This window comes from Psychrobacter sp. SC65A.3, assembly GCF_025642195.1.
Lineage (GTDB): Bacteria > Pseudomonadota > Gammaproteobacteria > Pseudomonadales > Moraxellaceae > Psychrobacter > Psychrobacter cryohalolentis.
In genome coordinates this window covers 2,710,879-2,732,150 of record NZ_CP106752.1, presented here as the reverse complement: position 1 = coordinate 2,732,150, position 21,272 = coordinate 2,710,879, and the positions used below count along the sequence as shown (strand labels likewise).

The following is a 21,272-nucleotide window of genomic DNA, read 5'->3' as shown; positions in this document are numbered from 1 at the left end:
AGTTATTTTTACTGGATAAGTAATGGGGTTGTTTTCAATATGGTGATGTCTTATAAAAAATCTCAAGTGACAGACGCACGATCTGATAAACAATCCGTTTCACCGTCATGGCTATCAGCAGAATTGGCAATCACCATAGAAGCGGATGCTGCGTTAAGTGAATTATTAGACCCTGTGCATCGTTGGCTAAATGTCTTATCTGTGCGCAATCACTCGCCGCATACATTGACGGCCTATTTTGCAGGCTTGAATCAACTGGCGTTATTCCTGCGAGGTAAACGCCTGACATGGACACGTTGTGATAAGCGCCAATTAGCCCAGCATATCAGCCAACGCCTTGATGAAGACAAGCTATCCCTTGCCAGCGTTCAGCAAGAGTTATCAGCTATTCGTCATTTTTATGGCTGGCTGATAGAAGAGGATTTGGCACGTATCAATCCAACTACAGGCTATCAGCTCAAGCGCAGCCCTAGACCATTACCCTCTATCGCTGATGTGGATTTATTGACGCAATTGCTCGACCAAGAAATCCCTGATACACCTGAACAAGCACGCTTGTGGCTACGTGATAAGGCGATGTTTGAATTGCTTTATAGCAGTGGTTTACGTGTCGGTGAGCTCGTCGCGTTAAATATAGCAGATGTGGACTTGGCTGATTTGCGGGTACGCGTGATCGGCAAAGGTAATAAGACACGCCTAGTACCTTTAGGAATAAAAGCGGCTGACGCCATTCGTCGTTATTTACCGCACCGCAATCTGTGGGTAGAGCAGATGGACAGTGCATTATTTATTAGTGAAAAATTGGGTACGCGTTTATCCACAAGGGCTGTGCAGCAGCGTCTCAAAGTTGCTGCTACTCGTGCTGGTATTGCTCAAAACATGTATCCGCATCTATTGCGCCATTGCTTTGCATCACATATGTTATCAGGGAGTGGCGACTTGCGCGCTGTCCAAGAGATGCTTGGGCATAGCGATATCAGTACCACGCAAATTTATACCCATGTCGATTTTGCTAAATTGACCCAAGTCTATGACCGCGCCCATCCCCGAGCCACTCACGCATCCAAAGACAGCGATTCAACCCTTTAATTTTAAAAGTGTCTTTCATCGCAAATTGCTTTGATTGAAAAAACCTTTTATCAAGACGCTTTTATAAAAATTATTTTATGCCAAACGATGACAATCAAAGATAGGCATCTTTTGTCGTCCCTGATTTTGCGCTTGTCTATCTAACGTCGCTAAGACCAAAGCATAATTTTTATGGTCTTTATTCAAAGATGGGGTCAATTCGCTATCATTGTAGCTGCTCATTACAGTTCCATCATAAGCGCTAATCGTCGTATGTCCCCACGTCTGACGTGTATGACCGTCTCTGTACGCATGCTCACCGCCTTGTGCTGCTCCAATTACCATACATTGACTGTCTAAAGCTCGTGCTTGCAGTAAGAGCGACCAATGGGCTTGTCCTGTTAGATACGTAAAAGCAGAGGGCGCACTTAATAGTTCTGCGCCTGCTTGCCGCAGACGCTGCGCCAATGCAGGAAAGCGTAGATCAAAGCAAACCATCATACCGAGCTGATAAACATCATCATTTACTTCGAGCGCTGCCACGACCGTCTGCGTACCTGGCTCAAACGTCGCCGCTTCGTTATAACTGCCTTGCTTATCGGCGACGGTCGCGGTGAATAAGTGAATCTTGTCATAGCGCGCCACTTGTGTACCATCCGGCGCAAACAATAGGCTTACTTGGCGCAATCTACCATCAGGCACAATCATGCCGTCAGGGCGATATGGGCAGGGCAGAGAGCCCGCTAGTACGTATATACCATATGTACGTGCATACTCTGCTATCGTCGCTGACAGCGCATCGAACTGCTCTGCTGTCGCAAACTGTCTACCCATGCTACAGCAGTTTTCTGGTAGTACGACAAGCTGCGCGCCTTGTGCACGAGCATCCATAATAGCGGATTTTATATCCGACAGATTGTCTTCAATGCTTTGCTGGCTATTCATTTGGATAGCAGCAACGGTCAGCTGTATGTTATTTATATGTTCATTCATAGCAGGCTTCTCAATATTGTTAATGTTATATATCTCTTATAAAACGTTTTCAGGTTTGTCATTATTAATGGTTTATTTGAACCTTACTCCGCAAATCATTCTATGCAACTATGCACAGGTATAAATTTTTATTAAAGTATTCTTTAGAAGCTACCAGAAAGCTACGGACAGAGGTTTGTCATTCACTTATCTGGCAAGGGCATAAATTATCATAGCAAAATTGTCGCAAAAAATGCTATCGTCATGTCCTGTTGAGGGTAAACCGCTCACTAATCAGCATTACAAAGACAATATTACCAAGACTGGAGTGTAATAAACTGCCCATGAGTATGTCGTTCGGATTGGCGACCACGCTAAGCACCTCACAAAAACTGACCCCGCAAATGCAGCAAGCTATTAAATTGCTGCAGCTCTCTAGTCTTGAGCTTGCGCAGGAGGTTCAAGCGAAGCTGGACAGTAATCCATTACTAGAACGCATCGAAAACGATGAAGATGAGTACGAAAGTATGGATAAAGACGTATTAGATGAGTTTGGCGAGCCACTAACGTTAGACAGTTGGAATCAGAGTACTGCTTCTGATACGTTTTCTATATCTCCTTCATCAAATAATGAAGATGGATTTGACTATGATGACAGTACTAGCGATAGCTTTACTAATGATAGTCTAGATAAATTGCAGCAAGACGGTTTTGATACGGATGCCATCGACAGTTATACGCTTGAAGACTTTGAAAGCTCAAACTATGATAGCCCTAATGCAGATTATGACGGTTTTAACACCGCCAGTACTGGTTCAGGCAGCATATCAGCGCGTCCAGATTCTGAGGACTTTGATCGCTATGAGGGCAGTACCAATGCGACGATTCAAGACCATGTGCGTTGGCAGCTGAATTTTAAACGTCTCTCAGAGACAGATACTCTTATCGCTGAGTATTTGATGGATTCTATGGATGACATGGGTTTTGTACGGCTCGATATAGAAGAGTTGCTACAGAGCTTTGATACTATTGCAAGCTTTTATCAGTGGAATGAGCACGTTGAGCAGGATGAAGTAATGGCAGTACTGCGCATGATTCAATCCTGTGATCCACTGGGGGTCGGCGCACGAAATCTAAGTGAATGCTTAGCGATTCAGCTATCTAAGCTCGATACTGACACGCCTTATCTAAAACAAGCCCAAGCGCTCTTATCTGCCAGTGAGCATCTGGTCAGTAATAATATTAAAGCCTTAACTGAGCGCACAGGACTTGCGGCACAGGAGATTACCCCTGCGCTTACGCTGTTGCGTACTTTAAATCCTTCACCAGGATTGCTATTTCAAAGCCGCCAACCGGATTATACTCAGTCGCCCGACAGCTATGATATCCCTGATGTATTGGTGACGCCTATCCGTCGCCATGATGCTCATCAAAACACCACCACATCTACTCAAGAAGATGGCTGGCAGGTACGTCTAAACCCTGAAACCTTGCCAAAACTGCGAGTCAACCAAGAATATGCCAATCTTGTTAAGCGCGGCGATAATAGCCCTGATAATCAATATCTGCGTGAAAATCTCACCGATGCGCGCTTGTTTATTCGCAGTATCGAAGAGCGTAATCAGAACCTTTTAAAGGTCGCCACTAGCATCGTGCGCTACCAGCAATCTTTTTTGCAGTATGGCGCCACTGCTATGCAACCGCTTATTTTAAAGGTGATTGCAGACGAAGTCGATTTACATGAATCAACGGTCTCGCGCCTGACCACTAGCAAGACCATTTTGACACCGCAAGGACTGTTTTCGCTCAAGCATTTCTTTTCATCACATGTTAGCAGCAGCGATGGCGATATCTCATCAACTGCTATCAGCGCGATGATTAAGCAGCTTATCGCTGATGAAGAGCCCAAAAAGCCATTGTCTGATAGTAAGATAAAAGATTATTTGTTGGCAGAAGGTATCGATATTGCCAGAAGAACAGTCGCCAAATATCGTGAAGCAATGAATATTGGCTCATCTACACAGCGCAAACAAAAATATTAATGGTCTGAATTCAATAACTTATCTAAAGAGTCGATCAATAATCAAAATATTTTGTAGATAATATAAAAAATAAAATTTTTTGATTATATAGAAACATTAAAGAAACAACCGATTTTATTACATTTACTTACAATATAAAGCCTTGCTACTAGCAGGTTTTCATGACAAATTAGAGTCATACCAACAACAAAATCAAAGTGTCGATTTAGCAAATTTATGTAGTCAGTCATTAGGGATGAGATAAAAAAGACGATAAAAGGATACGTCGATATTTTATTAAAAGCACTGCTATTAAAGGCGTTGAGGATAAAGATACAAGATTATTTTGTGGTAAGGCAGGATGATAAGAGCAGCGATGCGACCTCATCTGTTGATTGTAAGTACTAATAAGAGGACAATAATATGAATGTTTCTATCAGTGGTCACCATATCAGTATTACCGATGCCATGGACACCGCAGTTCGCGAAAAACTTGAAAAAGTCGAGCGTCACTTTGATCAGATTCAAAGTATTCAAGTGATTCTATCGCTAGATAACAGCGGTGCTAAAAAGAGCCATAAGGCTGAAGCTATCATGCGAGTCTCGGGTAAAGAGATGTTTGTCCAAGCTCTTGATGATGATATGTATAAAGCCATAAATGAGATGGCAGACAAACTTGATAGACAAGTACGCAAGTATAAAACAAAAATGGAGAGCAAAAAAACACAGGGTGTAGGGCGTGATGCTCGCTATGAAGATTTGATGACGGCTGAAGCTGAGCCTGCAGTTTAGTGATAGCTTGCTGTGTCATAAAACTTTAATCATTATTAGCCAATAAATAAATGCGTAAATAGCAAGGTTATTAAATTGAACAGTATTCCTGAGTAATTTGAATACGTGACATGCTCAAAAATGAGCAATTTAGCAAGCCTAAGACGCTAAGTAAAAAAAAGACCTCAAACGCATAATCGTTGAGGTCTTTTTTATAATAAATTTTAAAAGGAAAGGGTTGTAAACGTTAGGTTTTACAGTGTGATTTTCTAAAATTCTATGTATCAAAAACGACTATCTATTTCAATGGTTAAAAACCTTAGCCACCGCCTACAGCCTGTACTACTTCAATAGTCATGCCTTCAACAATATGTAGCTTATCAAGCTCACTCTTAGGAATCAGTTCACCATCGACTTCCACCGCATAACGACCGTTACTAAGCCCAAGCTCATTGACAACCAATTGTACCGTTTGATGAGTCGTCTGTAACTTCTTACCATTAACACTAATATTGCTCATAAATCGTACTCCCTAATAATCCAAAATTCCTATTTAGCCTTACTATTTTCACTACTACCAACACTAACGTAGCTGAATAAAATAAGATTATTTTTTACTTAAATCAATCAATCAGCTATTTGTTAAGCGTGCTGAAGATAGCGCAAGCCATAACCAACCTGCAATCATCAGCACACCGCCAATAGGCGTAATGGCACCGAACCAACGTGGCGCACCAAGTGTCATAGCGTATAAACTACCTGCAAAAATAATGACACCAATTTGTAATAACCATGCGGCGGTTTGGGTTGCATAGTTTAAGCGAATAAGGATACCAACAAGTAATAATCCAAGCGAATGGACGAACCAATATAGGGTTGCTGTCTGCCACCATTCTAGCTGTTGAGTGCTGACCATAGCTTTGAGACCATGCGCGCCAAACGCGCCTAAAGCAACGGCGATGGCCATATTGATCGCCGCGATACTTATCCAATTGAACATGGTTGTACTCGTATTGTTGAATAAATGCTTACTAGGCAAAAACAGTTGTCTTACTGATAGGCAACTTATTGAATATCATCAGGCAAAATCACACTGTCGATGGTCATCGCTTCACGGATTTTATCCATGGCATTTTTCTCAATTTGGCGTACGCGCTCAGCAGAGATGGAGTAGACCGCTGCCAACTCATGCAGCGTTGATTTTTGCTCAGATAACCAGCGCTGCTCGACAATATCACGTGAGCGATCATCCAAGGTTTCCATTGCAGCAATCAGGGCTGATGAATTATTTTCTTCCCAGTCAGATTCTTCGACGATCTCGGCAGGGTCAATGCCATCTTCCAAAAATAGCTGCGGCGCATAACGTCCATCGTCATCGTCACTTGATTGCGCCTCAAATGACGCATCATAAGAGGTCAGGCGCGACTCCATCTCAAGCACTTGCTTACGAGTAACGTTTAAGTCATTGGCAATCGCATCGGCTTCTTCGAGGGTCAACTGATTGTTGGTCTTTTTCAAACTGCGTAAGTTAAAAAACAGTTTACGATGCGCCTTGGTTGTAGCAACTTTTACAATACGCCAGTTACGGATGACAAATTCATGAATTTCTGCTTTAATCCAATGCACTGCAAATGATACTAGACGTACGCCTTTGTTAGGATCAAAACGTTTTACCGCCTTCATAAGTCCCAAATTACCTTCTTGGATCAAATCTGCTTGCGGTAACCCATAGCCTGAATAACTGCGGGCAATATGAATGACAAAACGCAAATGCGACATGACCAGTAAACGCGCCGCTTCCACATCGCCTTCATCATAATAGCGATGGGCAAGCTCTTGCTCTTGCGTCGGAGTCAAGATAGGGATTTGGTGCACGGTATTAATATAAGCACCCAAATTCACCCCAGGTGCGGACAAATGCGTTGGCATGGCAGGTACCAGATCACGGGTACTGGTATCGCCAAGCGCGCTGGCATCATAAGGCGGACGCTCAGCTGCCGCTTTCAGTGCTGCATCGCGCGCTTCGTTTATTTCAGGAACAGCGCTGTCTTTTTTACGGTTATTTGCAGCGTTAGTAGTGGTATTAGCCATATTCTTGACCTTGGTTAAATAGATAAGCAAACAGTCAGATAAAAATCTTTATAGTTGTAATTGTAAAGGATAGCGACGCTTAGTTGCTATCAGTTTTGGTAATGATAAAGTGATATATTGTATCAACAGAATATTTAGATTGGCTGGCACTAAATCCTTCACTGTCTGATACGGTGGCTTGATTAATACTAAGCAATAGCGGGTTAGTGGCTTTTGTTTGTAGGCTTTGCTGACAAAAAGCCATAATGTCAGCTTGAGAATTTGGGTCAGTTGCCACAACGTACAATGACTCCCCAGAGACGACACTGCGTAATGCCACCTTAGTTTTTAACAGTGGCATCGGGCAGGCAAGTCCGCGACCATCGACCATATCTTTGATAACAAGTACTGGTTTACTCAGATCTGTTTTATCATTTAAGTTGATATCATCTGCTGGTAATAAGTCTAGGAGCTGCTTGATTGATTGCTGCTCGCTCTTAGACAAAGTCTCTCCTATACATATTGGATAAGAGGCTCGTACCATGATGGATGGACTATCAGCAGACATAAAATAAACCTTTAACATGGCTAATATTAAACCTTGTGTTTCAGTCTAATGCTTAGCATTACAATATTTATGGATAATACTATCTTAATACAATATGGCGATTGTGCTGTGACGCCGACGGTTTTATAAGCAACCATTATAGCAAATTGCCTGTATTCAATTGCAGTTGAATATAGTCATCATCGCGTTTGATCAATCAGAACAACTGAGTAGTATTGATCTTCGTATTTTTATATTAGACTTATCTAATAGGTTCACATAACCATGTTGCGCAATAGTGACGCTCTGCGGAGTTATTAGTAGCGACAGGCAGACGGCAATTGACCTTCAATAGACAAGCTCGTATAGTCAAAGCACGTTATGATTATGCATATAGGGTACGCACTTGGATTATTCTAAAAGACAATCAATGCTTGATAAGCCGCTAATAAATGCACGGAATAAACGTGCTATCACTCACTATGCAAGCATACAGACAGGGTTATTCTCTAAGCAGGTAAACCATCATCTGTCGCCAATGCTTGCACTAAAATTAGCACTGTCAACGATACTATTGGCCTGTACAAGCGCCGCCTATAGCAAAAGCCAAACGGTGCCATTGAGCTATGATTCATGGCAAACCACTAACACAGAAGAGCTAAGTTTGCCCAGTTTACGCGGGCAAGGGCTGAGCTTTGATGAGCAATATCAAAATAAATTGCTTGGTGAATGGTCATTAAGAAACATCAATGGTCATGTAAAGATGGAGCATGACCCTTGGATTCAAGAAACGGTCAAAGAACTAACATGGCGGCTCAATGCCCAAGCACGCCAGCAAGCACCGCTTGGTTTGGTCATTATCGATAACCCAAGTATCAATGCATTTGCGGCTCCAGGCGGCGTAATTGGTCTTAATACCGGCACTATATTGGCCGCAAACAGCATGGATGAGCTGGCAAGCGTTGTAGCTCATGAGGTTGCGCACATCAGTCAGCGTCATTATGAAAGCGGCGCTGATGAGCGCAAAAAAGCCTTGCTGATGCAAATAGGTGGCATGCTCGCCGCGATTGCTGCATCGACCGTCGATGGTGATGCGGCAGCTGCAGTGATGATGGGTAGCCAAACCGCCACGATGAATAGTAGTATGGCGTTTAGTCGTAATAATGAACGTGATGCTGATCGGGTCGGTATGCAAATCATGAACCAAGCTGGCTATGACCCACGGGCGATGCCGCGCTTCTTTGCGACCATGAATCAAAAAAGCCAGATGAATCAAACCGCCAATCAGTTTTTGCCAAGCTTTATCCGCTCTCATCCACTGAGTAATGAGCGCTTGAGTGAATCTCAAAGCCGCGCGCAGCGTTATAATACGCTGCCGTTAAATCAACAGCAGCGCCATCAAGCTTTGTTTGATTTACTTTATTGGCGGGTACAAAGTACCGGAAAGCATGCTTCAGAGACTGCATTAACGACTGCGGCAAAGAACAGCATCGGGGCAAAGCTTGCGCTGATGCACTGGTATGGAAAGCAGCAGCGCTTTAAAGAAGCCGACAATTTATTTGTCGAGCTGTCGGCATTGCCGATAGCAAAGCGCCAAGTACTCGAGCCATTATTGTCCATTACCCAAAGCCAGATTTTGACTGAACAAAATAAATGGCAACAAGCTGCTGAAATTCTAGAGAGTCAGCAGCGGCTCTATCCTGAGCGCCGTGACTTACGACTTTATCTGGCAGAAGCCTTGACCAATAGTAATCAGCCAACCAAAGCCCAAGCCTTACTCAAGCCGTTAACCGAGCAGCAACCAAGTGATCGCTATGCTTGGCAAAGTTTGCAATTGGCCAATGAAAAATTGGCAAAGACCACCAATTCTGCACCGCTAAAAAGTATTGCTACTATTAATGCACTACGCTACCGCAGTCATGACCAACTATGGAGTGGAAGCTACGAGCGTGCGTTGACTTCTTTGACACAAGCCAAAAAATTGACAGAAAATTTGCAAAATACGGCTCAAGCCAATAGCGCTCGCCCACTGCTTGCCAATATTAACGCCGAAATCAAAGCCGTAAAAACCGCCAAAGACTTTAAGCCTTAGGCGGTTCTTTGATAACTAACTGCTATAAGGCGCTATATAGAAAAAGCGTTAATTTTATCAATATACTGTAGCGATTAACCTTGTAGCGCGTCTTTGACCAGCTTTGAGATTAAGGCAGGGTCAGCACGACCCGCGGTTTTCGTTTTTAATATACCCATCACGCTACCCATATCACGCATTGACGTTGCGCCTTGCTCGGCGATTTCTGCGTTTACCAAGGCAGTAATCTCCGCATCATCCATCTGTTTTGGCATATATTCATTGATAATATCAATCTCAAACTGCTCTTTGGTTGCCAAGTCATCACGACCGTTTTCGGTAAAAATAGTCAGTGACTCATGGCGCTGTTTGAGCTGTTTTTGTAATATCTCCAAAACTTCGGCATCATCAAGCTCTATTCGACGGTCGATCTCAATTTGTTTGATAACTGCTTGTACGTTACGCAGTACTTTGACCCGTTCAATCTCACGTGCTTTCATAGAGACTTTGATGGTGTCAGTTAGCGTCTGTTTAATTTGGCTCATTGTTGTTATTCCTTATGATTATAGGTAAAAAGTTTGTGTAAAAAGTCTACTAATCAGAACAAGCTTTATAATAGAAAGTGTTAGAACCAATGATAGTAATAACAAAAATTGTAGCATAAAAAACGCCACTGATATCATCGGATAACAGTGGCGTTAGTGTAGCGCTGGTACTTAGCTAATCGACTTATCGATTAGTACATACGAGTGGTACGAATAGTTTCGCGTTGTAATTTCTTTTTATAACGCTTTACTGCAGCAGCTTTTTTGCGCTTGCGTACTTGCGTTGGTTTTTCATAAAATTCACGCTTACGTACATCTGACAATACGCCAGCTTTTTCACAAGCACGTTTAAAACGACGGATAGCGATATCAACTGGTTCGTTTTCTTTAACCTTAACTGCAGGCATGAAGACTCCTCGATTAGGATGAGATATAAGGGCATTAGTTTGGCTGTGTATTAGTATTTAGCCGTAATATCTCAAGATTACTGGCATCAGCTCAAACTAGGATAGTCTTGCGCAATAGCACAAGGGCGCCTATTTTAATAAAAAATCGCAATAAAGTCAAAGGCTTTTACTTATTAATCTATAACTATCATTAAGTTGCAAACTGCTGCCAGCAATAAGGGTCGTAAGTCATTTATAGCTAAACGTTCTTTAGGAAGGATGAACGGGTTATTTACTAAATAGCATCAGTATAAATAAAACCCCTACTGTCTATAACGGTTTGGGCCAAGTTTATGCTATGATAATTTGCATAATATCAATCGTTTTATGTGCACTTTATTAAGGATGTTGGAATGAAAAAATCAGTACTCAATACGGCGCTAAGTACAGCATTTATCGTCGCTCTTGGTTTTGGTGTCAGTGCTTGTAGTAGTGAGAAAGAAGGTGAAGAGTCAGATCACATTTTAGCCGTCGATCGTGTTGATGAGGCAGCAGAGATTGCTCGCGCGAATGCACCTGCAGCAGAAAAGATGGATTTCCCAGCAACAGCGCCAATGCCAGCAGCTGATGCGACAACAGATGCGACGATGAGTACTGAAGAAGGGGCTGTCGCAGTAGAGGGAACAGCAGCTGATGCAACGGTAAGCGCAGATAGTTCTGATACTGCTGTGGCGACTGCCGATACGGCCAATAGTACTGAAGTGCCGACGACGGATTCAGCTGAACCTGCAACCAATTAATCCTGCTTGAAGGCAGTATTCAATAATGAGCGGTGTCACTAACCATCTATAGATGAGGAAACAACCATGACTGTTAAACAAGCTGTAATCAAGAAAAAATCAGTTGTTAAGTTAGCGCTGTCTGGTCTAAGTCTTAGTGTGTTATTGACACTTAGCGCCTGTAGCGGTGGTGACAACACTCCCACTGATGAGCCTGCGGTGGTTAATGAAACCGAAGCTGTGGTTGTGGAGCCAGCAGCGCCTGCTGAAGCTGAGCCTGTCGTTGAAGTAGAAACAGTTGAGGTGTCAGAAGTAAAAGCGGAAGAAGTAAGTGCTGTCGTTGCTGAGCCTGAAGTGTTGGCTGCTGATGCAGGTGCTACATTGTATGAAAAAAAATGTAAGGTCTGTCATGAAAAAGGTTTATTAGCCGCGCCAGTATTCGGTAATAAAGAAGCATGGGCACCACGAATCGCCAAAGGTATCGATACACTACATATGCACTCTGCCAAAGGCTTTAACAAAATGCCTGCGCAGGCAAGCGCTGAAGTCAGTGAGGCACAAGTTCATGCGGCTGTTGATTATATGGTTGCTGCAGCTAGCTAAATATTATTGATTGAAATTTGCTAAACTGACCGCCATTGTAAGCTTACAGTGGCGGTTTTTTATTCACGCTACAAGGCAAAATATAAAGGCAGATAGATGAAAGTATTGGGTTTAGAGACCTCTTGCGATGAGACTGGTCTAGCGATTTTTGATAGCGAACAGATAACGAGCGACAATAAAGGTCTACTTGGGCAAGTATTGTATTCACAAATAGAGCTGCACGCCCTTTATGGCGGCGTGGTGCCTGAGCTTGCTAGTCGCGATCATATCCGTAAGTTAGTGCCTTTATTTAATGAATTGCTAGAGCAATGTGATATCACTAAAGATGAGATTGATGCCATCGCTTATACCAAGGGTCCGGGGCTTATCGGCGCCTTGATGACGGGTGCATTGTTTGGTCGTAGCTTGGCTTATGGGTTAGATATTCCAGCGATTGGTATTCATCATATGGAAGGGCATCTATTAGCACCGCTGATGGGTGCGAATCCACCAGCGTTTCCGTTTGTCTCGTTGCTGGTTTCTGGTGGTCATACTTTACTGATTGCCGCCCATGGTATTGGACAATATGAAATCCTTGGCGAATCCATTGATGATGCGGCAGGTGAGTGCTTTGATAAAGCGGCGAAGATGTTGGGCTTGCCATATCCAGGTGGTCCTAATATCGCTAAATTAGCGGAAAGTGGCAATTCGGATGCTTATAGTTTACCAAGACCAATGTTACATCGTGGTTTGGATTTCTCTTTTAGCGGTATGAAAACGGCAGTGCATAATCTGATTAAAGATACCAATGGTTCAGGGGGCTCTGGAAATAGCTCTGATAGCGACCCGCAAGTCCGTGCTGATATTGCCGCCAGTTTTCAGCATGCCGTGGTCGATACCTTGGTTAAAAAATGCGTCAAAGCCCTTAAACAGGTCGGGATGAGCCGCTTGGTTATTGCAGGCGGTGTCAGTGCCAATAGTCATTTGCGTGAAACTCTCGAGCGGGAGCTTGCTAAAATAAATGCGACCGTACATTATGCACCTCCTGCTTTATGTACCGATAATGGTGCGATGATTGCGTATGCGGGCTACGAGCGTTTGCAAGCGGGTCAAGCAGATGATTTGGCTGTCAGCTGCGTCCCACGTTGGCCGATAACCGAGTTGCCTGCGGTATAAGCGCTAGAAAGTCGCTTGTATCCAATTTATTAAACTTTATATCACTCAAGGATAACTTATGCAGTGGCTTGCGATTGGATTAGGTGCTGCCATTGGCGCTTGCCTGCGAGGGTGGCTAGCGCGTTTTAACCCGATGCACCACTGGATTCCACTTGGGACGCTTGGCGCCAATGTTTTAGGTGGACTATTGATAGGGCTGGCCTTGGTGTGGTTCGAACGTGTTGGCAGCGGCTTGTCTCCCAATATCAGATTGTTTGTGATTACTGGATTTTTAGGTGGACTGACGACTTTTAGCACCTTTAGCGTTGAAGTATTTACCTTTATTCATAATGGTAAACTGCTTGCGGGCTTAGGACTGATTGGGCTACATGTGGGGCTGACGTTATTAGCAACCGCAATTGGATTTTATTTCTTTAAGTTGGTTTTGTAATAACAAAAATGCAGCGATAAAAAAGAGCCATATTAATTTTTAATACGGCTCTTTTTTTAGTGATAATTACTTCTAGACAGGCTTTACGATATCTTCTAATAAACTGGCAAACCCTTGCATATACGCTGTATCTTGGCTCGAGGTGCGCGTCGCTGCATATAACTGACAGTAGACGCCGCTACCTAATGGGCGCGAAACCACCCAACCTTTTCTCTCATATTCAGCGACGACCCAATCGGGTAATGCTGCTACCCCGCGCTCACTAGCAACCAATTGAATCAACATAGCGGTTAGCTCAGTGGTACGCATACTTTTAAAGCTGACCTGTGCTGGCGACATAAAATTGGCAATAATATCAAGGCGCTTAGCTTCCACTGGATAAGCAATCAAGGTTTCCTCAACCAAATCCTCGGGGCACACAAAGCGCTGCTCCGCCAAATCGTGAGTAGGTGAAAGTACCAAACGACTTTCATATTCAAATAAGGGCTGATAACTGATACCTTCTATCGGCAGATTGCTAGTGGTGATGAGCAGGTCAATATCACCTTCCATCAATAGATGATGCGGCTCGGGCTCAAAACCAGTAGCAAAATCTAGCTCCACATCTGACCACTCACGGCGATAATGATTGAGAATGGGCATCAGCCAATCAAAACAGCTATGACATTCAGAAGCTAAGCGCAATCTGCCTGCTTGACCATGGGCTAAGCGTTTTAAGTTGGCTTTGGTGCGCGTGACCTGAGGTAAAATGCTGTCAGCGAGTGCCAATACCGTCTTGCCAGCTGGCGTAAAGGTCAACGGACGCGTGCGACGGTTGACCAAACTGATATCGTAGTAATTTTCCAGCTCTTTTAACTGATGCGAGACCGCAGAGGCAGTGACATGCAGCTCATCGGCAGCAGCGGCCAATGAGCCATGCGCTCGCAGCGCAGTTAGCGTATTAAGATGACGAAGCTCTAGCATAAAATAATCTAACCACCGAAGTTAAAGGAATAAGAAGTAAGCAATATTTGGCTCATTAAATGATTTAAATAAGCAAAAAATCAAAATTAACGTCGACGTAGCAATAACTGTGAAATCACAACCAGAATTAAGGAAGCAACCAGCAATATCGTACCAATCGCATTGACCTCGGGTTTAAGACCCACACGTACCATAGAATAAATACGTAGCGGCAATATCTCATAGCTAGGACCGGTGACAAAGGTCGATACCACCACATCATCGAGCGATAAGGTAAAAGCAAGTAGCCAACCTGCCATCACTGCAGGGAAAATCACCGGAATCAATACTGTCCGTACCATTGTTGATTCGCTGGCACCCAAATCACGTGCCGCTTCCATCAAATGCTCATCCAAACTACTTAAGCGCGCAAAGACGGTTATAACGACAAACGGCAAACAAAACGTAATGTGCGCCAATAATAGCGAGACAAAACCCAGCTGTAGCCCAATTAATAAAAACAGTGCCAGTAGCGATATCGCTAAGACAATCTCAGGCGACATCATTAGCACAAATAACAAGCCATTTAGCAGCCCTTTACCACGAAAGTCATAGCGATGTAGGGCAAGCGCCGTTAATGTACCGATAACGGTGGAGACCGTAGCAGCAACCAGTCCTAAAACAATCGAATGCCAAAAAGCATCTAACATCGCCTGATTATTGAGTAATGACTCATACCACTTTAAACTAAAGCCGCCCCAATTATAGCCAATTTTTGACTTATTAAATGACATGACTACCAAGACGATGATAGGTAGATATAGCAAGGTATAAATCAGCCCAAGGTAGCCTTTGGCGACGATATTGCCAAACCTTATGGGATTTTTGTTGTTCGGCGATTTATTATTTGTTGAGCTATTTAGTGAACTATCAGACATTAGGCCACCTCACTAAAGTCAGTCTTGCCAATACGGCGGCTACTGGCGCGATAAGCGAGTAATAATACCGCCATAGCAAGCGTCAACAGCACACTGGCGGCCGCGCCAAATGGCCAATCTCGAGCATCTAAAAATTGGTTCTTGATAATATTTCCAACGAGTAAGTTGCGTGAACCGCCCAAAATATCGGCAACATAAAACATACCCATTGCTGGTAATAGTACCAACAGCACCCCTGAGATAATCCCCGGGGTGGTCAACGGTAGGACCACGTGCCAAAAGGTTTGTGGTTTCGATGCGCCCAAATCCTGCGAGGCAAGCAGCATATCATTGCGCAAATCGCTAAACACTGCATATAGCGGCAGCACCATAAATGGAAACAATAAATAGGTTAAACCAGCAATCACAGCGCCTTGGGTATACAAAATATCAATCGGCGCATCAATAACGCCTATGGCTAATAAGGATTTATTAATTAACCCGTTATTGGCAAATAATAATTTAAGCGCATACGTCCGTACTAAAGAGTTGGTCCAAAATGGCAATATCAGCATGAGCATTGACAAAGGCTGCCAACGTTTGCTGAAGCGTGAGACAAACCAAGCAAAAGGATAGCCGAGTAGTAAGCAGATTATCGTAGTAATGCCTGCCATCCATAATGAGTGCACGAAGACATCAAAGTACAGCGGATCAATCATACGCACGTAGCTGTCGATACTGATAGGTAAGCTGATAAAAGCCGTGCTATCACGGGTCAGAAAACTGACTGCAATGACCAATATATTGGGTAATAGCGCAAAGATAAGAAGCCAACCCCAAATCAGCCATAGCGTTGCCGTACGAAAAGGGCTTTTATTGCTGATGCCAGTATGTGCCATTAGTGGATATCCTCTTCTGGCAATACCCATTCCCAACCATCGACCCACGATACTTTTACGCCCTCATTAAGCTTATAGTCAAAACTTGGGTCATCCTCATCAAAAAATTCCGATGCTTTAATCACATGACCATTAGCCAGCTCAATAATAGAGTCTAAAGTACTGCCTTTATAATTGCTTTCGATAACGCGCCCTAATAAACCACCATGGGTGTTGTCAGTCGGATCATAAATCCGCAAATCTTCCGGACGTAGCAATAAATTGACGATATCACCGACTTGGACATCGTTGGCAAAATCGGGTCGACGCAGATTACGTAAGGTCGTCGGACCCTCTTGCGCTTGGGCTTCGCAGACTTCAACCTCAATACGACCATTGGTCACGCGACCATCACGATCTGGCTGCTCAGGATAAACACCTTTGACTTCCGCTTTAAATAAATTGGTCTCGCCAATAAACTTAGCAGTAAATAAATTGGCAGGGGTTTCGTAAATCTCAATAGGCGTACCAATTTGCTGAAACTTGCCGTCTTTCATCACTGCAATGCGGTCTGACATCGACAGCGCTTCTTCTTGATCATGGGTAACGAAGACAAAAGTAATGCCAAGCTCACGTTGTAGGCGTTTGAGCTCAGACTGCATTTGTAGACGCAGCTTATGATCGAGCGCCGATAAAGGCTCATCGAGCAATAGTAATTTAGGACGATTAATGACTGCACGTGCAATCGCAACGCGCTGCTGCTGCCCACCGGATAAATCCTGCGGGCGACGATTGGCTAAATGCTCTAGCTGCACCATCGCTAGCATCTCACTTACCCGCGTTTGAATCTCATCTTTAGGGATTTTTTTTAGCTTTAGACCATACGCCACATTTTGCGCGACAGTCATATGCGGAAACAGCGCATATTGCTGAAACACGGTATTGACCGGACGTTTATCAGCGGGCAAGCCTGCCATCTGTACGCCATCCAAATAAATCGCCCCTGCGTTTGGCTGCTCAAATCCTGCAATCAGTCGTAGTAGAGTGGTTTTACCACACCCTGAAGGACCGAGTAAGGTAATAAACTCACCATGCTTGATGTCAAGATTGATGTCTTTTAAGACCTCAGTATTATCATAGGTTTTCTTTAGACCGGTCAGTTGTAGCAATACCTTATCAGCGTTTTCTGATGCAGGAGTAGTCGGCGGCGTTAAAAGTGATTCGGTCATAATGATTCCTAGATTACCGACATACATACTAAAATATCAGTGTCAGTCTGAACGCTGTATACGTTAGACATGATGATTTAGTATGTTAAAGCGATGAGTTTAACGGTGATTGGTCGCAGGCTATTATAACAAACCTTCACTATAAGTCAGCGCAAGTTCCTTGTTGGTTGGTTGACCCCTATAGTGATCTTGAAATAGCGATTAAAGATGAGTCTACGCTTTGTTAAATAGACTAAGTAGCCACCCTTAATTTAAATAATTTTTACCATTTTTTTGAATTTATTCCTATACAATTGGTTTGCGTATGATAAATATAGAGTGACTTATAAAAGTAAGAATTTAAGTGAGGTTTGCTTAAAGCGCCAAACGAAGACTTAGACTCTATGACAGGATAGTTATAGAGCAATTTACTATGTTAACCAGTTAAATTATCAAGGATTTCTTATGCCTAACAATACACGCCCTAAAACAGGTCAGGAAGCACTGGAGCTGCTTAAGCAAGGTAATATACGCTATGTAGACAGCTTGACCAATACCGATCCCTGTATGCAAAGGCGTCCAGAATTAATCAAAGATCAAGACCCTTTAGCGATTATTTTGGGTTGCTCGGACGCACGGGTACCGGTTGAGATCGTTTTTGATCAAGGTTTAGGCGATTTATTTGTCATACGCGTCGCAGGTAACGTGGTAGCTCCTTCACAAATTGGTTCGATCGAATTTGCTGCTGAAAAATTCAATACTAAACTGGTCGTGGTGCTTGGACATTCGCACTGCGGCGCTGTCACCGCCTGTGTTGAAACATTAATCAATCCTGAGCAAAACTACTCACCCAATCTACAATCTATCGTCGACCGTATCCGTCCAAGTGTCTATAATCTGCATGAACTTGCGACCGCTAATGGGCAAGATGTGGATGCAGACGAGCTGGTTGATCGCTCTATACGTGCAAATGTGCGTATGTCGGTCAGTCAATTAAAGCATGGCTCGCGTGCGTTAGAGGATTTAACCAGTAGTGGTCAGCTATTGATCGTTGGTGCCGAGTACGACTTAGAAACAGGTAAAGTGCGGTTTTTAGATGCTTAATAGTGTTCTATAGAGGCTATGCTAGAAAGACTAAGTGTTATAGGTATGATCATTTAATCTATTAGTGATTGAAAATATTTAAATATAGGAATAATCATGAGTAATAATACTTTTAACAACGACCATTCAATACAAGAGCAACCTGAAAGCAGCGTAAAGGCTGATGGCGTACAGCCTATCTCAGCGCAGACGACAGGTTATACCTTTAACCATACGATGCTGCGTGTCAAAGATCCTGTGAAGTCTTTAGCGTTTTATACTGGTGTCTTAGGTATGACGTTACTGGCAGTCAAAAAATTCCCAGCCATGGGTTTTGATTTGTACTTTTTAGCCAAGCTGACTGAGAGTGAACGTGAAAACTTGCCGTCAGGTAATGATTTAGAGATTTTTGCCTTCCGTCAGCGTGGCATTTTGGAATTGACTCATAACTATGGTACCGAGACAAAAGCGGACTTTAGCTATCATGATGGCAATCAAGAGCCACAAGGGTTTGGTCATATTTGTTTTAATGTACCTGATCTCAATGCAGCGGTAGCTTGGTTTGATGAAAACAATGTCGAATTCAAAAAACGACCAGATGAAGGCAGCATGAAAAATATTGTCTTTATTAAAGATGTTGATGGATATTGGATTGAAATCGTACAATCAGATTTGATGGCTTAATTGATTCATAAGTTAAGCGAATAAAAAAGCCACCTTATTGTTTGATAGGGTGGCTTTTTATATTGCTAAAGGATTATTATTTAGTCTTTTTCGACTTGGAAATCCGTATGGCAGGATTTACAACTGTCGCCAACAGGTTTAAAAGCTGGCATCACATCGTCAATGCTAGTTGCTGTCTGTGCAGCAGCGTTTAGCTCAGCAGTGACCTTTTGGAAATTCTCTGCTTCAGCTTTAAAGTCATCAACATTTGACCAAACCTCTGCTTTGGCATTGCCAGCGGCGTCTTTATTATTAAAATGGCTCCAAGGATTTTTAGACTCTTCTGCTAAAAATGCCGCCTGCTCTTTAAACACTGCAGCATCAAAAGTATCTGGCTCTTTTGCCATACCGCCCATAACCTTCATTGCATCACCGAAATTCTTCATGATGTCCTGACGAGCTTTGACATCAGGGTCTACTGGTGTGCTACAAGCCGTCAGCCCTAAAGTGGCTGCCATCAAAGTGATAGCAAAGATAGATTTTAATGATTTTTGATTCGATACCTGAGTCATGATTCGTGCTCCTTTTTACGTTGCTAATAAAAAGGTGGCGTAGCATACGCATGCTCGTCACCTGATTAAATGGCTACTATTAAAATAAATTTTATCCGATATTTTTAATATATTTTCTTTATTAACATTCGAAAATACTTTTTTTCATGATGCTTAAATTACGTACTATCCTATATTAAACAGCAAGCAGCTTAAGTAGCATAGGGCGAAACCGTGAGTTTTTGTAAAATAGATTAAATATTCTCATAAATTGGTTTTAAATAATCGCTTTCGCTAAGCTATAGTAGATACACTTTTAAAAGAATACAGTGCTACTAGGATTAATTATTCGCAGCCTCTGTCTGCGTAGACACGGTAAGCAAGAAAAATTGATACCAGTAGTACCTTATAATTTTTGTATTTCTTTTATTCAAGACTGACTATATAAATTGCCGTCCTAAAAATTATCATTACTTATTTTGAATAACACTTTCTTTAAAATAAAAAAAGTCAGCATGATTAGCTGACCTTTTTAACAATAAAATGATTTATATCAAAACCAATAAATACTAGTAAGTTATTATGCCAATCCCGATTATAAAGTCAACCAATCACGCGGTTTTAGGTAGAAGTCAGTCAACTCAAACTCAGGCGTGCCCTCAGCTGGCTCAAAGCGATAATGCCAGCTAGCAAGCGGTGGCATACTGACCAAGATGGATTCAATACGCCCATTACTTTGCAGACCAAATAGAGTGCCACGGTCATAGACAAGGTTGTATTCAACATAGCGACCTCGGCGATAAAGCTGAAATTCACGCTCTGCTTCAGTATAGGACACATTTTTACGCTGCTCAAAAATTGGCAGCATACCTTCAAGGTAGCCATTACCGACCGCTTGCATAAATTTAAAGCAGGTCTCAAAATCCCAGCCGCGACTTTCAGTATTGACGTCATCATAAAACAAGCCGCCGATACCGCGCTGCTCATCACGATGACGTAAATGGAAATACTCGTCGCACCATTGCTTGAAATCAGGATAAATACTATCGCCAAAAGGTGCACAGAGGTCATGACAGACTTGATGCCAATGCACGCAGTCAGCAAGCACAGGATAAAATGGCGTTAAATCAAAACCGCCACCAAACCACCAAATAGGGTCTTTGCCTTCTGCTTCGGCAATAAACAAGCGTACATTGGCATGACTAGTGGGAACGTGAGGGTTTTTGGGGTGCACAACAAGAGACACGCCCATTGCCTGTGCTTTACGACCAGCAATGTCAGGATGACGCGCAGTTGCTGAAGCAGGCAGGTTTTGGACGTGTATATGACTAAACATAACGCCGGCTTTTTCTATCACTTCGCCGTCTGCCAACACGCACGAGCGACCACCACCACCTTCAGGGCGCTCCCAATCGTCAGGGACAAAAGTAGCGGCTTTCTGTGCGTCAGTGCAGCCATCACTTTCTTGCGCTTCTAGGGCTTGGCAGATACGCGCTTGCAAATCGACTAGAAATTCACGCACGCGCATGATGTCATGATGGCTTGGTGTTGTTGTTGTATCGGTCGCCGACACATTGATATCGTTATCTATATTTGGAATGCTCATAAAATA

23 protein-coding genes are annotated in these 21,272 nt (G+C 43.1%); 10 read left to right on the top strand and 13 right to left on the bottom strand.

Translation table 11 applies throughout. From position 1 onward, the window contains the following. Window positions 1–39: 39 nt before the first annotated feature. Window positions 40–1,089, top strand: a complete 1,050-nt coding sequence (locus OEG80_RS11565) for a tyrosine recombinase XerC (RefSeq protein ID WP_201530496.1) — start codon at window positions 40–42, stop codon at window positions 1,087–1,089. A gap of 75 nt (window positions 1,090–1,164) precedes the next feature. Here the strand turns inward: OEG80_RS11565 and OEG80_RS11560 are convergent, their stop codons facing one another. Beyond that, a complete protein-coding gene (locus tag OEG80_RS11560) occupies window positions 1,165–2,061 on the bottom strand; it encodes a carbon-nitrogen hydrolase family protein (protein WP_201530495.1) in 897 nt (298 codons plus the stop codon). A gap of 323 nt (window positions 2,062–2,384) precedes the next feature. Between OEG80_RS11560 and rpoN the strand changes: the two genes are divergently transcribed. Together rpoN and hpf are read left to right on the top strand one after the other, a co-directional pair. Continuing rightward, entirely contained in the window at window positions 2,385–4,082 is a 1,698-nt protein-coding gene (rpoN, locus tag OEG80_RS11555; RefSeq protein WP_263240944.1) for an RNA polymerase factor sigma-54, read from the top strand. A 402-nt stretch (window positions 4,083–4,484) separates the two neighbouring features. Then, complete coding sequence (gene hpf, locus OEG80_RS11550; RefSeq protein ID WP_201530493.1) at window positions 4,485–4,853, top strand: ribosome hibernation-promoting factor, HPF/YfiA family; 369 nt, start codon at window positions 4,485–4,487, stop codon at window positions 4,851–4,853. Between the two features lie 298 nt (window positions 4,854–5,151). Here the strand turns inward: hpf and thiS are convergent, their stop codons facing one another. From thiS to OEG80_RS11530, 4 genes are all read right to left on the bottom strand, one after another. Then, complete coding sequence (thiS, locus tag OEG80_RS11545) at window positions 5,152–5,352, bottom strand: sulfur carrier protein ThiS (protein WP_011512598.1); 201 nt, start codon at window positions 5,350–5,352, stop codon at window positions 5,152–5,154. 111 nt (window positions 5,353–5,463) lie between these two features. Further along, window positions 5,464–5,832, bottom strand: a complete 369-nt coding sequence (locus OEG80_RS11540; protein ID WP_020442588.1) for a DUF423 domain-containing protein — start codon at window positions 5,830–5,832, stop codon at window positions 5,464–5,466. A 65-nt stretch (window positions 5,833–5,897) separates the two neighbouring features. Further along, window positions 5,898–6,761: an RNA polymerase sigma factor RpoH gene (gene rpoH, locus OEG80_RS11535; RefSeq protein ID WP_011512600.1), complete on the bottom strand. Its 864-nt coding sequence runs from the start codon at window positions 6,759–6,761 to the stop codon at window positions 5,898–5,900. 241 nt (window positions 6,762–7,002) lie between these two features. Continuing rightward, window positions 7,003–7,470 carry a sulfurtransferase TusA family protein gene (locus OEG80_RS11530; protein ID WP_263240940.1) on the bottom strand — a complete coding sequence of 156 codons (468 nt, stop codon included), beginning with the start codon at window positions 7,468–7,470 and terminating at the stop codon, window positions 7,003–7,005. A 409-nt stretch (window positions 7,471–7,879) separates the two neighbouring features. Here OEG80_RS11530 and OEG80_RS11525 point away from each other — a divergent pair, with 409 nt between their 5' ends. Then, on the top strand, window positions 7,880–9,541 hold the full coding sequence (locus OEG80_RS11525; RefSeq protein WP_263240938.1) for a M48 family metalloprotease: 1,662 nt from the start codon (window positions 7,880–7,882) through the stop codon (window positions 9,539–9,541). 74 nt (window positions 9,542–9,615) lie between these two features. Here the strand turns inward: OEG80_RS11525 and OEG80_RS11520 are convergent, their stop codons facing one another. Both OEG80_RS11520 and rpsU read right to left on the bottom strand, forming a co-directional pair. Continuing rightward, window positions 9,616–10,065 (bottom strand): GatB/YqeY domain-containing protein, encoded by a 450-nt coding sequence (locus tag OEG80_RS11520; protein ID WP_011512603.1) that lies wholly within the window; start codon window positions 10,063–10,065, stop codon window positions 9,616–9,618. 191 nt (window positions 10,066–10,256) lie between these two features. After that, entirely contained in the window at window positions 10,257–10,472 is a 216-nt protein-coding gene (rpsU, locus tag OEG80_RS11515; RefSeq protein ID WP_010195908.1) for a 30S ribosomal protein S21, read from the bottom strand. A 392-nt stretch (window positions 10,473–10,864) separates the two neighbouring features. Between rpsU and OEG80_RS11510 the strand changes: the two genes are divergently transcribed. From OEG80_RS11510 to OEG80_RS11495, 4 genes are all read left to right on the top strand, one after another. Beyond that, complete coding sequence (locus tag OEG80_RS11510; RefSeq protein WP_263240936.1) at window positions 10,865–11,251, top strand: hypothetical protein; 387 nt, start codon at window positions 10,865–10,867, stop codon at window positions 11,249–11,251. Between the two features lie 66 nt (window positions 11,252–11,317). Continuing rightward, window positions 11,318–11,833: a c-type cytochrome gene (locus tag OEG80_RS11505; protein WP_263240934.1), complete on the top strand. Its 516-nt coding sequence runs from the start codon at window positions 11,318–11,320 to the stop codon at window positions 11,831–11,833. Between the two features lie 96 nt (window positions 11,834–11,929). Beyond that, window positions 11,930–12,988: a tRNA (adenosine(37)-N6)-threonylcarbamoyltransferase complex transferase subunit TsaD gene (gene tsaD, locus OEG80_RS11500; RefSeq protein WP_263240932.1), complete on the top strand. Its 1,059-nt coding sequence runs from the start codon at window positions 11,930–11,932 to the stop codon at window positions 12,986–12,988. Window positions 12,989–13,046: 58 nt separating this feature from the next. After that, complete coding sequence (locus tag OEG80_RS11495) at window positions 13,047–13,418, top strand: CrcB family protein (RefSeq protein WP_020442595.1); 372 nt, start codon at window positions 13,047–13,049, stop codon at window positions 13,416–13,418. Window positions 13,419–13,490: 72 nt separating this feature from the next. On the opposite strand, the gene OEG80_RS11490 is transcribed toward OEG80_RS11495, so the two are convergent. The 4 genes from OEG80_RS11490 to potA form a co-directional block, all read right to left on the bottom strand. Beyond that, on the bottom strand, window positions 13,491–14,381 hold the full coding sequence (locus OEG80_RS11490; RefSeq protein WP_263240931.1) for a LysR family transcriptional regulator: 891 nt from the start codon (window positions 14,379–14,381) through the stop codon (window positions 13,491–13,493). A gap of 86 nt (window positions 14,382–14,467) precedes the next feature. Beyond that, window positions 14,468–15,298 (bottom strand): spermidine/putrescine ABC transporter permease PotC, encoded by an 831-nt coding sequence (potC, locus tag OEG80_RS11485; protein ID WP_263240929.1) that lies wholly within the window; start codon window positions 15,296–15,298, stop codon window positions 14,468–14,470. Further along, entirely contained in the window at window positions 15,298–16,176 is an 879-nt protein-coding gene (gene potB, locus OEG80_RS11480; RefSeq protein ID WP_263240928.1) for a spermidine/putrescine ABC transporter permease PotB, read from the bottom strand. The genes potC and potB overlap by 1 nt, the downstream gene beginning before the upstream one ends. Then, entirely contained in the window at window positions 16,176–17,384 is a 1,209-nt protein-coding gene (gene potA / locus OEG80_RS11475) for a spermidine/putrescine ABC transporter ATP-binding protein PotA (RefSeq protein WP_263240927.1), read from the bottom strand. The genes potB and potA overlap by 1 nt, the downstream gene beginning before the upstream one ends. A 444-nt stretch (window positions 17,385–17,828) precedes the next feature. Between potA and OEG80_RS11470 the strand changes: the two genes are divergently transcribed. Beyond that, the gene (locus OEG80_RS11470) at window positions 17,829–18,467 is read left to right on the top strand and encodes a carbonic anhydrase (RefSeq protein ID WP_149408929.1); all 639 of its coding nucleotides are present in this window, start codon (window positions 17,829–17,831) and stop codon (window positions 18,465–18,467) included. Window positions 18,468–18,563: 96 nt separating this feature from the next. Beyond that, window positions 18,564–19,130, top strand: coding sequence for a lactoylglutathione lyase (gloA, locus tag OEG80_RS11465; protein ID WP_263240926.1), 567 nt, complete (start codon window positions 18,564–18,566; stop codon window positions 19,128–19,130). An 80-nt stretch (window positions 19,131–19,210) separates the two neighbouring features. Here gloA and OEG80_RS11460 read toward each other — a convergent pair whose 3' ends face one another. Continuing rightward, window positions 19,211–19,681: a c-type cytochrome gene (locus tag OEG80_RS11460; RefSeq protein ID WP_263240925.1), complete on the bottom strand. Its 471-nt coding sequence runs from the start codon at window positions 19,679–19,681 to the stop codon at window positions 19,211–19,213. Window positions 19,682–20,255: 574 nt separating this feature from the next. Beyond that, a complete protein-coding gene (hemF, locus tag OEG80_RS11455) occupies window positions 20,256–21,266 on the bottom strand; it encodes an oxygen-dependent coproporphyrinogen oxidase (protein WP_263240924.1) in 1,011 nt (336 codons plus the stop codon). Window positions 21,267–21,272: the final 6 nt, after the last annotated feature.

Coding starts and splice junctions, on each gene's coding strand:
- OEG80_RS11565 (WP_201530496.1), top strand. CDS start 40: ATGGTGATGTCTTATAAAAAATCTCAAGTGACAGACGCACGATCTGAT.
- OEG80_RS11560 (WP_201530495.1), bottom strand. CDS start 2,061: ATGAATGAACATATAAATAACATACAGCTGACCGTTGCTGCTATCCAA.
- rpoN (WP_263240944.1), top strand. CDS start 2,385: ATGAGTATGTCGTTCGGATTGGCGACCACGCTAAGCACCTCACAAAAA.
- hpf (WP_201530493.1), top strand. CDS start 4,485: ATGAATGTTTCTATCAGTGGTCACCATATCAGTATTACCGATGCCATG.
- thiS (WP_011512598.1), bottom strand. CDS start 5,352: ATGAGCAATATTAGTGTTAATGGTAAGAAGTTACAGACGACTCATCAA.
- OEG80_RS11540 (WP_020442588.1), bottom strand. CDS start 5,832: ATGTTCAATTGGATAAGTATCGCGGCGATCAATATGGCCATCGCCGTT.
- rpoH (WP_011512600.1), bottom strand. CDS start 6,761: ATGCCAACGCATTTGTCCGCACCTGGGGTGAATTTGGGTGCTTATATT.
- OEG80_RS11530 (WP_263240940.1), bottom strand. CDS start 7,470: ATGTCTGCTGATAGTCCATCCATCATGGTACGAGCCTCTTATCCAATA.
- OEG80_RS11525 (WP_263240938.1), top strand. CDS start 7,880: ATGCTTGATAAGCCGCTAATAAATGCACGGAATAAACGTGCTATCACT.
- OEG80_RS11520 (WP_011512603.1), bottom strand. CDS start 10,065: ATGAGCCAAATTAAACAGACGCTAACTGACACCATCAAAGTCTCTATG.
- rpsU (WP_010195908.1), bottom strand. CDS start 10,472: ATGCCTGCAGTTAAGGTTAAAGAAAACGAACCAGTTGATATCGCTATC.
- OEG80_RS11510 (WP_263240936.1), top strand. CDS start 10,865: ATGAAAAAATCAGTACTCAATACGGCGCTAAGTACAGCATTTATCGTC.
- OEG80_RS11505 (WP_263240934.1), top strand. CDS start 11,318: ATGACTGTTAAACAAGCTGTAATCAAGAAAAAATCAGTTGTTAAGTTA.
- tsaD (WP_263240932.1), top strand. CDS start 11,930: ATGAAAGTATTGGGTTTAGAGACCTCTTGCGATGAGACTGGTCTAGCG.
- OEG80_RS11495 (WP_020442595.1), top strand. CDS start 13,047: ATGCAGTGGCTTGCGATTGGATTAGGTGCTGCCATTGGCGCTTGCCTG.
- OEG80_RS11490 (WP_263240931.1), bottom strand. CDS start 14,381: ATGCTAGAGCTTCGTCATCTTAATACGCTAACTGCGCTGCGAGCGCAT.
- potC (WP_263240929.1), bottom strand. CDS start 15,298: ATGTCTGATAGTTCACTAAATAGCTCAACAAATAATAAATCGCCGAAC.
- potB (WP_263240928.1), bottom strand. CDS start 16,176: ATGGCACATACTGGCATCAGCAATAAAAGCCCTTTTCGTACGGCAACG.
- potA (WP_263240927.1), bottom strand. CDS start 17,384: ATGACCGAATCACTTTTAACGCCGCCGACTACTCCTGCATCAGAAAAC.
- OEG80_RS11470 (WP_149408929.1), top strand. CDS start 17,829: ATGCCTAACAATACACGCCCTAAAACAGGTCAGGAAGCACTGGAGCTG.
- gloA (WP_263240926.1), top strand. CDS start 18,564: ATGAGTAATAATACTTTTAACAACGACCATTCAATACAAGAGCAACCT.
- OEG80_RS11460 (WP_263240925.1), bottom strand. CDS start 19,681: ATGACTCAGGTATCGAATCAAAAATCATTAAAATCTATCTTTGCTATC.
- hemF (WP_263240924.1), bottom strand. CDS start 21,266: ATGAGCATTCCAAATATAGATAACGATATCAATGTGTCGGCGACCGAT.